The 8,893-nt window shown below is 49.7% G+C and carries 11 protein-coding genes; 7 read left to right on the top strand and 4 right to left on the bottom strand.

Annotated elements, in window-relative coordinates; genetic code table 11:
• The 3 genes from Q0238_RS01610 to Q0238_RS01600 all read left to right on the top strand — a co-directional run.
• Nucleotides 1-336: ABC transporter permease subunit (locus Q0238_RS01610; protein WP_297942243.1), on the top strand; the 336-nt coding region annotated here is incomplete at its 5' end.
• On the top strand, nucleotides 336-1,073 hold the full coding sequence (locus tag Q0238_RS01605; protein WP_297942240.1) for an amino acid ABC transporter ATP-binding protein: 738 nt from the start codon (nucleotides 336-338) through the stop codon (nucleotides 1,071-1,073). The genes Q0238_RS01610 and Q0238_RS01605, both read left to right, overlap by 1 nt.
• A gap of 20 nt (nucleotides 1,074-1,093) precedes the next feature.
• Nucleotides 1,094-1,954: a cysteine ABC transporter substrate-binding protein gene (locus tag Q0238_RS01600; RefSeq protein ID WP_297942238.1), complete on the top strand. Its 861-nt coding sequence runs from the start codon at nucleotides 1,094-1,096 to the stop codon at nucleotides 1,952-1,954.
• A gap of 651 nt (nucleotides 1,955-2,605) precedes the next feature.
• Here Q0238_RS01600 and Q0238_RS01595 read toward each other — a convergent pair.
• The 3 genes from Q0238_RS01595 to Q0238_RS01585 form a co-directional block, all read right to left on the bottom strand.
• The gene (locus tag Q0238_RS01595) at nucleotides 2,606-3,991 is read right to left on the bottom strand and encodes a DUF3137 domain-containing protein (protein WP_297942235.1); all 1,386 of its coding nucleotides are present in this window, start codon (nucleotides 3,989-3,991) and stop codon (nucleotides 2,606-2,608) included.
• Between the two features lie 197 nt (nucleotides 3,992-4,188).
• On the bottom strand, nucleotides 4,189-5,382 hold the full coding sequence (locus tag Q0238_RS01590; RefSeq protein WP_297942232.1) for a MalY/PatB family protein: 1,194 nt from the start codon (nucleotides 5,380-5,382) through the stop codon (nucleotides 4,189-4,191).
• Between the two features lies 1 nt (nucleotide 5,383).
• Nucleotides 5,384-6,226 carry a DUF3737 family protein gene (locus Q0238_RS01585; RefSeq protein ID WP_297942229.1) on the bottom strand — a complete coding sequence of 281 codons (843 nt, stop codon included), beginning with the start codon at nucleotides 6,224-6,226 and terminating at the stop codon, nucleotides 5,384-5,386.
• Between the two features lie 70 nt (nucleotides 6,227-6,296).
• On the opposite strand from Q0238_RS01585, the gene Q0238_RS01580 reads away from it, so the two are divergent.
• The gene (locus Q0238_RS01580) at nucleotides 6,297-6,422 is read left to right on the top strand and encodes a hypothetical protein (protein ID WP_297942226.1); all 126 of its coding nucleotides are present in this window, start codon (nucleotides 6,297-6,299) and stop codon (nucleotides 6,420-6,422) included.
• A gap of 233 nt (nucleotides 6,423-6,655) precedes the next feature.
• Here the strand turns inward: Q0238_RS01580 and Q0238_RS01575 are convergent, their stop codons facing one another.
• A complete protein-coding gene (locus tag Q0238_RS01575; RefSeq protein ID WP_297942224.1) occupies nucleotides 6,656-7,135 on the bottom strand; it encodes a hypothetical protein in 480 nt (159 codons plus the stop codon).
• Nucleotides 7,136-7,252: 117 nt separating this feature from the next.
• Here Q0238_RS01575 and Q0238_RS01570 point away from each other — a divergent pair, with 117 nt between their 5' ends.
• From Q0238_RS01570 to Q0238_RS01560, 3 genes are all read left to right on the top strand, one after another.
• Complete coding sequence (locus tag Q0238_RS01570) at nucleotides 7,253-7,615, top strand: DUF1508 domain-containing protein (protein ID WP_297942221.1); 363 nt, start codon at nucleotides 7,253-7,255, stop codon at nucleotides 7,613-7,615.
• A 3-nt stretch (nucleotides 7,616-7,618) separates the two neighbouring features.
• Entirely contained in the window at nucleotides 7,619-8,065 is a 447-nt protein-coding gene (locus tag Q0238_RS01565; protein ID WP_297942219.1) for a hypothetical protein, read from the top strand.
• 621 nt (nucleotides 8,066-8,686) lie between these two features.
• The coding region (locus tag Q0238_RS01560; protein ID WP_297942217.1) for a cyclic pyranopterin monophosphate synthase MoaC at nucleotides 8,687-8,893 on the top strand (207 nt) is incomplete at its 3' end.

Genomic DNA, 8,893 nt, shown 5'->3' with positions numbered 1-8,893 from the left:
GCCGTGCTTAGCATCCCTAAGCATCAGTTCGAAAGCGCCGAAGCGCTCGCATTTAGCAGATCGCAAATTTATCTCTACGTCATCCTGCCGCTTGCTATGAGGCGCCTAGTGCCCGCAACGATAAATTTATTCAGCAGGATGATAAAAACAACCTCGATCGCCGTGCTAATCGGCGTCATCGAGCTCGTCAAGGTCGGACAGCAGATCATCGAAGTGAATGTCTTCCGAGATAATTACGCGCCGCTAATCATCTACGGAGCGATATTTTTCGTATATTTTTTGATCTGCTATCCGATCTCGGCGCTTTCGAAAAAACTAGAAAACAGGTGGAGCTGATGGAAATTTTAAAAATCGATAAAGTCAATAAATTTTACGGCGAGCTGCACGCGCTAAAGGACGTCAGCCTTAGCGTCGCGCAGGGCGAAGTCGTGGTAATCCTAGGCCCTAGCGGCTGCGGCAAAAGCACCCTACTTCGCACGATAAACGGGCTAGAGCCGGTACAAAGCGGGAATTTTATAATCGAAGGCGAGCGGATCGATCAAAATTTCAAAGACTGGCGCAGAATTCGTCAAAAGATCGGTATGGTCTTTCAAAGCTACGAGCTTTTCGATCACTTAAATGTGCTACATAATATAATCCTAGGCCCCGTGAAAGTCCAAGGTGTACCGCGCGAACAAGCTGTAGAGCTAGCCAGGCATTGGCTCAAAATCGTAGGACTAGAAAATAAAGAGCGAGCCTACCCCAAAGAGCTTAGCGGCGGGCAGAAACAGCGCATAGCGATCGTGCGAAGCCTTGTGATGAAGCCCAAGATCATGCTTTTTGACGAGGTTACCGCAGCTCTTGATCCCGAGATCGTGCGCGAGGTGCTAGACGTAATGCTAAATCTCGCCAAAGAGGGACAGACGATGCTAATCGTAACGCACGAGATGGGCTTTGCGCGCGCCGTAGCCGATCGCATAGTTTTTATGGATGAGGGAAGCATCGTGGAGATTAATGAGCCGGAGGGATTCTTTACCGCTCCGAAGAGCGAGCGTGCGAAGAAATTTCTAAATATGTTCGAATTTAAAAAATAAATTTTAATAAAGGAGAAAAGATGAAAAAAACGCTAAGCACGCTTTTTATCTTAGGTGCGTTATTTTTCGCAGGTTGCAACGACGAGGGCAAAGGCTCCTCAAATTCCGCGCAAGGCTCCGTCGCTTCGCAAAGTTATATCGACGGGATTAAAAAGCGCGGCGTAGTAAGGATCGCGGTTTTCGGCGACAAGCCGCCGTTTGGTTATATCGACGAGACGGGTAAAAACGCGGGATATGACGTGTATTTTGCAAAACGCATCGCAAAGGAGCTTTTGGGCGATGAGAGCAAGGTACAGTTCGTACTCGTAGAGGCCGCCAATCGCGCGGAATTTTTGGCGTCTGATAAGGTCGATATCACGCTTGCAAATTTTACCGTCACGCCGGAGCGTAAGGAGGTCGTGGATTTCGCGCTGCCGTATATGAAGGTAGCCCTCGGCGTCGCGAGCAAGGACGGCGATATCACCGACGTTTCGCAGCTTAAAGACAAAACGCTTTTAATCAACAAAGGCACGACCGCGGATCTGTATTTTACGAAAAATCACCCCGAGATTAAGCTTTTAAAATTTGACCAAAATACCGAGACTTTCGGTGCGATGCTGGATGGCAGGGGCGATGCGATCGCGCACGATAATACGCTTTTGTTCGCGTGGACGAAGTCAAACCCGGGCTTTAAGGTAGGTATCCGCTCGCTCGGCGATCAGGACGTCATCGCACCTGCGGTCAAAAAGGGCAACGACGAGCTTCGCAAATGGCTTGACGATCTAATCGTAAAGCTCGCGGACGAGAAATTTTTCCACGCCGACTACGATGCGACGCTAGCGCCGGTATACGGCGACGACATCAAAGCTGACGACGTCGTAATCGAGGGCGGGAAGCTATAAATTTAGATTTGCTGTCTAGTTTAGCGGGCGATCTATCTTACTAAGCCCCGCAAGCTCGCAGCGACGCTGGCGCCGTAGCTTTACAGAAACGGCGTCCATAAACGCCCATAAGAGGCGGCGAGTACTTTTATAAGCTAGCTAAATTTATCGATCTAGCGGCAAAGTTTTGCTCTCGCACGACAGATTTAGCCACCGAGTAAATTTTAACCGAGATGGAATGCAGCCTAGCGCCCGTCGTCGCGGCAAAATTTAAGTCGCGCGCGGCGACATAAAATTTCAAGCGATAGTAAAATCCTAATGCAAACTGCTCGTGTGGTAAAATTTATGTCGTACGAGGGATGATAAATCGCAAGCGCTCGCTTGTTAAACAGAGCGGGAATTTATAAAATTTTATCGGCTCATGCAGCTTGTAAAGTCTTATACGAACGCTTTCCGCGTGCGTTCCATCTTTCGATTGGCTCGTACAAAAGAGCGATCGCACATCTGCCCAAACGCACAATCTACGCAACGCATCCATTTCCACGCCCAGTTACACAGCGCATCTGTATCGCTAAACCTACGATCCCGCGCGCTTTGTCTGCATATCTGTATGTCGCCAGAGCCGTATGCGGTCCGCCACCTCTGTCATACTCTACCGCGCCGCCGCCTGCCTCATTCGCTCCAAATTTTACGGTTCAAATTTAGCTCACTCACGATGTCTACAAGCGCGCCGATCTCATCTACGTAAAGCTCTATCGTGGCGTCCTGCTTTAGCGAGCAGTCGATTCTAGGCTCGAAATTATCGCGCCAGGTCTCGATTGCCACGTAAATTTTATCCTCCTTTAGCACCGCGTTTATCTGCGAGCCCAGCCTTAGATAGATCTCCGTCAGTCGCTGCATCAAAAGCGGCGTCAGCGCGTATCTGGCACCCACCTGATCGGTCGTATAGACGTCGAAAAACTCCTCAAATTTCACGTCGTCCATATTCGCTCGCTGCCCGTATTTGCGCAGATTTCGCGAGTTTTTGTGACACACCCGCACCTCGCAGTTAAGCCTTTTATGAAAGTCCGCGATAAAAAGCACTCCTTGAAATTTTACGTCGGTGCGAGTGCCGTTTTTGGTGCGCACCTTTTCGGCGGCGTAAAAGTCGCTAAATCTAACGCGCACGCCCTGCACCTCCCCGCTCATCATATCCTCGCTCGATTGTTCGTTTATGTAGCAGTCGTAAATTTCAAAAAACTCATCCGTCCCAAGCCCGTCACTTTCATTGTAGCTAAGCCCAAAGCTTTTTGCGATGCTCGCGACGACCCTGCTTTTAAAATTTGATCTGAAATTCCGTCTTTTGCTCGCCGTCAAAAGAGCGCTCACGACGCCGTAAACAGCCACGCCGAAAAATACGCCGGGCGGCACTTCGCCCCAAAAGCGCGCCACCAGTGCGCCCACGCCGGTCCCTACGGCAGCGGCGATGATGTTGGCCTTTTTCACCGCTTTTTGCAGCGCCGCGCGCTCATCCTCCAGGCTCTGCAGATCGGCTAGAAAGTTAAATTTTGACTGGGTTGCGCCGTCTTTTTCGCTCTCGCCCTCACCTTCGGCGACTTTGGGCTCAAACCTTCCGTAGGTAGAGGATGTGCGGCTATCGCTGTCTTTAAAGCCGCTACCCTCGCCCGCTTCAGCTTTTAATACCTGTCCCTCTTTCGCATCGGCGCTAAAAATTTGCCCATCTTGCGCCGCGCCCTGCCCTAGCACGCCCCTGTCTTGCGCCGTATCGGAGCCGCTAAATTTATCGAAATTTGCGCGCTGCGTGCCGCCGTTTTTGCCAAAGTTTAAGCTGCAAAATAGACGGTAAAGCAGTCCGTTTAAAACCGGGAAGATGATGAAAAGCGCGATTATAAGCCAGTTCGTATCAAACGAGACGGGCTCCGCCCTGGTATTCAAAAACACATAAAGCCCGAGCAGCAGCAGGGTTATCAAAAATGAGACGAGCTTGCTAATGCGCGCGAACTTTTCGCGCCGTTTTTCAAGCAGGTAAAGCTCCTCTAAATCGCCGTTTCTATCCATACTCCGCCTTTTGTAACGCATTTAAGCGCCGGTTTATTTGCCGCACGCTAAATTTAAACGTTCGCGCCCTACCGCCTGATCGCCGCTAAATTTAGCGCAAGCTCGCGCCCTGCTGCAAAATTTTAAAATTTGCTCCGCCGCTTTAAATTTAGCCACCATAAAATTTTAAATTTCGTCTTTATCGCAGCACAGCTCGTTTAGTGCGGGCAAATCTTTAGCGCCTCTTTCAGCCGTCCTAGCCCGTCTTTTAGCAGCGCCCTAGAGGTCGCGATATTTAGGCGCAAAAATCTCTCGCCGCCCTTGCCGTATTGCGCGCCGCAGGAGAGATACAGCCCCGTTTTTTCGCGGATGAAGCGCGCAAGCTCCGCGCTATCCTGCGTGTAAGCGCCCGCATCAAGCCACATCAGATAGGTCGCGTCTTGCGGCACGACACGCACCTGCGGAAGCTCGCGGGCGATAAATTCCGTCGCGAACTTGCGATTTTCGCTGAGGTATTCGCGCAGGGCATCTAGCCACGCCGCGCCCTTCGTAAATGCGGCGATCGCGCCCTGGACGCCGAAAAAATTCGGCTCGGCGATGTCGTCGGAATTTAGCGCCTTTGAAATTTTATGACGCAAGCGCTTATCTGCGGCAAAGACCGCCGCACTTTGCAGCCCCGCGATATTAAACGCCTTCGTGGGAGCGATTATGGAAGCTGAAATTTTCTCGCACGTCTCGCTCGCGGCAGCAAAAGGCGTGTAACGCACGCCGGGCTCGGTCAGATCGCAATGCACCTCATCGCTAAGCACCGTAACGCCGTACTTCTCACACAGTTCGCCGATACGAGCAAGGTCATCCCTGCTAAAAGTGCGGCCGACCGGATTGTGCGGATTGCAAAGGATAAAAAGCGTCGTCTGCGGATCGGCTAGCTTGGTCTGTAGATCCTCCCAATCGATGCTATAATCGCCGCTAGCGTAGGTAAGCTCGTTTTCTATCGGCACGCGGGCGGCGTTTTTGATGCAGTAGTAAAAGCAGTTATAAACCGGGCTCATCAGCAGCACGTTTTCGGCGGGCGAGGTGAGCTTGCGGATGATCGAATCGATCGCAGGCAGCGTGCCGCCGGCATAGATCAGCCACTCCTTTTGGATTTCATAATCGTGGCGCGCAAGCCACCAGCCTTGATACGCGCTACGCCACTCATCATCCACCAGAGAATAGCCCAAAACTCGCTCATTTAGCCGCTTTTGCAGAGCCTCGATGATCTCGGGCGCTACGGCAAAGTCCATATCTGCAACCCACATCGGAAGCTCGTTCTCGCCTACGTCCCATTTAAGCGACTTCGTGCCGCGGCGGTTTGGCAGAGTGTCGAAGTCGTATTTCTCCTTGCCACTTATAAAATCAAAAAGTCCCATCTTACGCCCTTAATTCAGTAATAATTTCAGTTTTAGACGCGTCCGTTGCGCCGTCTAGGATCAGCTCGCCGATGCTTGCCGCGCGAATTAGCCCGCTGCTTGGATTTTTGACGCTATCGATTGCGCCTTTTACCTCGGCACGGACGTCGCTGTATTCAAACGCCAGCGTCGTATTTATCAGCTCGCAGTCTTGCAAGCGCAGGTTTTGCATATAGCAAAAGCCCTGCAAGCTCTCGATCTTGCAGTTTCGCAGCGTTACGTTTTTGGAATTCCAGCCGAAGTATTCGCCCGCGATGAAGCAGTCCTCGATGAGGATATTTTCGCAGTTCCAAAACGCATCTTTGGAGAGGAGTTTAGAGTTTTTGATCGTTACGTTTTTGCAGCCGTCGAAGCAGTAGTCTCCGAAGAGCGATAGATTTTCGATGCTTAAGCTTTCGCAATCAAGCCCGAAATACGCGCCCTTTGCGGTGACGTTTTTTAGCGTGACGTCGCTGCAGTGCCACAAGGTCTCCTGTGCATCGTGAAATTCCACGTTTTGCACCGCGGCGTCTTTTACGCGGCGAAGCCCTTTAGGCGCGCCGTAAAGGCAGTCTTTTAGCACCACGCCGCGGCTATACCAGATCCCTGCGCGCGCGACCTCGTCAAAGAAGCAGTCCTGCACGCGGATATTTTCGGCGTACCAAAACGGATATTTCCACTCAAATTTACAGTTTTGCGCGACGATATTTGCGCTGTGTTTTAACGGCGACTCGCCCTCGCCAAAGACGGAATTTTCGATCCGCAGATCCTTTGCGCCGAACAGCGCGCGCTCGCCGCTAAAGTGCTTTTGTCTTAATATTTGCATGGCTTTCCTTAGATTTAAAATTTGCTTCAGATTATACAAGGAATTTCAAAATTCCGCGTAGCTTAGGCGTATGAAACGCAAGCGAATTTTAAAAATTTTAAAATTTAAAGGCGGCGAAGGGCTAAATTTGACGCGCCTCGGTAGTGGTTACGAAACATATGCGGCGAATGCGCGGCAAATAGCCGCGCGCCTATAAAGGCGTTTTTGTAAACGCCCTAATGAAGCGCGCCTAGATCACTACGGCTATTCGCGTATTCGTTTAGGCACCCGTATATGCTCGAGACGTACGTCGCCCAAAAGACGCATAAAATTTATCGCGAGCGGCGCTTTATAAAATTTATAAAATTTTCTCCGAGCAACGCGCGAGTTCTTCTAAAGCGCCGTATCTGAAAAAGCGCAAATTTTACCCCGCGCACAAACGGGGCGCGTCTAATGCTCGTGGTGATGCAAGTGGATGTCTTCGCCGCGGTCTCGATCCGTAGCACGCTTTCGCAGATCAAAATACACAAAAAGCCCGCTAGGCTCGCCATCCTCGTAAATTTCAAGTTTGTAGCGCATTACGGCGTGCGTGCACACTGCAACGTCAAGCGTCGCTTCATAGCCGTCTGCGCTGCGCTTTAGCGGGAATTCCGCATTGCCCATATTCATACTCACGCCCGAAATTTTAACGCTCGGATTTTTCAGCTCACGCGAAATTCCGCTTATTTTTAGCTCGTTTGCTCCCGCTTCGATCGGATGGCGTGCCACGCTAAAGAGCGCCTTCTGCCCGCCCGCGTTAGTCTCGCAATCCTGTGCGGCTAGATTGCAGCCCAGACGCGTCCTTATGTCCTTAAATAATGCATCGCTCTCATCCGCGCTAAATCCTAAAGTGGCGGCGAAAATCAAGCTAAAACGTAGAGCCTTTATCATTATGATCCTTTATAAATGAAATTTGTGCGCAATTTTAGCAGAAAATTCCGCACCTATTAAAAATATTTATTAAAATTTTAGCTAAAATAGCGAATATCTTCTACGAAAGGATGAAAAATGGCTGAGTTTTTAATCAAAGATGCCAAGGACGGCTGCAAATTCGATCTACTTTATGACGGGCACGTACTGTGCACCTCCGAGGTTTACACGAGCAAGGTCGCTTGCAAAAACGGCATCGAAAGCGTCGCAAAAAACGCCGCACTAAATAAGATCGAAGATCAAATCGCGGGCGGAGAAAAGCTAAACAATCCGAAATTTGAGCTTTACGCCGATAAAGCAGGCAAGGTTCGCTTCCGCCTAACGGCCAGCAACGGACAGATCATCGCCGTTAGCAAGGATTTTGAGGCTAAGGCGGACGCTCTAAAAGTAATAGAGCTTATCGTAAAACAGGCTCCGAAAGCCAAGATCAAGGAGGCGTAAATAATGGACATAAACGGACTTGTAAATATGGTCTCTGCGCTCAAAAGCGACGATAAAAATTTAAGAGAATTTCAAAGCGGTCCGGTCGCTTTTATAGAAAAATTTCTAGGCGTGGACCTGCCTGACGATCAGATAAATGCGATAATTGCGGGCATCAGCTCAAATTTTTTAAGCAAAAACGAAAGCGGCGGATCTAGCTCGCTAGGCTCGATGCTGGGCGGACTTTTGGGCGGCGGCGAGGACGTGCAAGCAAACGCCGTCGATAGCAAAGGCGTGGATTTTAGCGCGCTGATCGGCAAAATCGCAAGCGCCAAGCTCGACCTCAACGGCGACGGCAAAATCGATATCAACGACGCAAGTAGCTTTTTGGGCGATCTTTTAGGATGCGGCGCAAACGGCGAAGACAAGGGGTTAAATTTAGGCAGCCTGCTAAAAACGTTTAAAATTTAAACGCAGCTAAATTTCAAACGCAGGCGGGATTTTGCGCGACGATATTTAAATTCGCGCGCGCTATTTTAATCCACGCCTGCGCAATACGGCGCTCGCGTGAAGGGTTAAATTTACGCTGCATTGCGTACGAGACCTCGCGCTTAATTAAGGAGGGCTCAAATTTAAAACAAAAGTTATTTAAAATTTAAGCCCGTTTCGCCTTTGCAGGATTTTATTTATGGCGCCTTGACGAAGCACCCCGCTCCGCTTTTTTAATCCAGCACTTAATGATGAAATAATCACAAGCGCTGCTTTAAATTTCATCTTTGCCATTTAGCGTACGCTTTAAATTTAATCGCTCTTTGGCTCCGTTTCATTTCGCTACCCATTCAAATTCCCGCGCAGCGCGTCAAAGCATATAGTCAAAGTTTCATCAAAATTTTAAAAACGGCTATAAATTAAGTGCTAAATAGTTCGTCTAAAAAGGATATATTTTATTTCTATTTACTGTTTAGGTAGTATAATCACCCTTGTCCGACAAGATAAAACCTCCTTTTTGTATGAAGCCCGAGCATAAAAGCTCGGGCTTTTTTTATGCCCGAAATTCTGCTATAATCCCGCTAAAAACCGTAAGGAAATTTCATGCTTTCACATATCGACGAAAATAATATGCCCCGCATGGTGGATGTCGGCTCGAAGGACGATAGCGAGCGCGTAGCCACCGCTAGCGGCATCATACGAATGAGTGCGGAGGCGTTTGCCGCCGTTAAGCAAAACACGGCCAAAAAAGGCCCCGTGCTTCAAACCGCCGTCGTTGCCGCGATAATGGGCGCTAAAAAGACGAGCGAA

The organism is uncultured Campylobacter sp. (assembly GCF_938045775.1).
Classification (GTDB): Bacteria; Campylobacterota; Campylobacteria; order Campylobacterales; family Campylobacteraceae; genus Campylobacter_B.
This window is presented reverse-complemented; position numbering and strand designations above follow the sequence as displayed.

Excerpts from the sequence above, each read along its gene's own strand:
- Q0238_RS01605 (WP_297942240.1), top strand. The coding sequence starts at position 336 with ATGGAAATTTTAAAAATCGATAAAGTCAATAAATTTTACGGCGAGCTG.
- Q0238_RS01600 (WP_297942238.1), top strand. The coding sequence starts at position 1,094 with ATGAAAAAAACGCTAAGCACGCTTTTTATCTTAGGTGCGTTATTTTTC.
- Q0238_RS01565 (WP_297942219.1), top strand. The coding sequence starts at position 7,619 with ATGGACATAAACGGACTTGTAAATATGGTCTCTGCGCTCAAAAGCGAC.
- Q0238_RS01570 (WP_297942221.1), top strand. The coding sequence starts at position 7,253 with ATGGCTGAGTTTTTAATCAAAGATGCCAAGGACGGCTGCAAATTCGAT.
- Q0238_RS01595 (WP_297942235.1), bottom strand. The coding sequence starts at position 3,991 with ATGGATAGAAACGGCGATTTAGAGGAGCTTTACCTGCTTGAAAAACGG.
- Q0238_RS01590 (WP_297942232.1), bottom strand. The coding sequence starts at position 5,382 with ATGGGACTTTTTGATTTTATAAGTGGCAAGGAGAAATACGACTTCGAC.
- Q0238_RS01575 (WP_297942224.1), bottom strand. The coding sequence starts at position 7,135 with ATGATAAAGGCTCTACGTTTTAGCTTGATTTTCGCCGCCACTTTAGGA.
- Q0238_RS01585 (WP_297942229.1), bottom strand. The coding sequence starts at position 6,226 with ATGCAAATATTAAGACAAAAGCACTTTAGCGGCGAGCGCGCGCTGTTC.
- Q0238_RS01580 (WP_297942226.1), top strand. The coding sequence starts at position 6,297 with ATGAAACGCAAGCGAATTTTAAAAATTTTAAAATTTAAAGGCGGCGAA.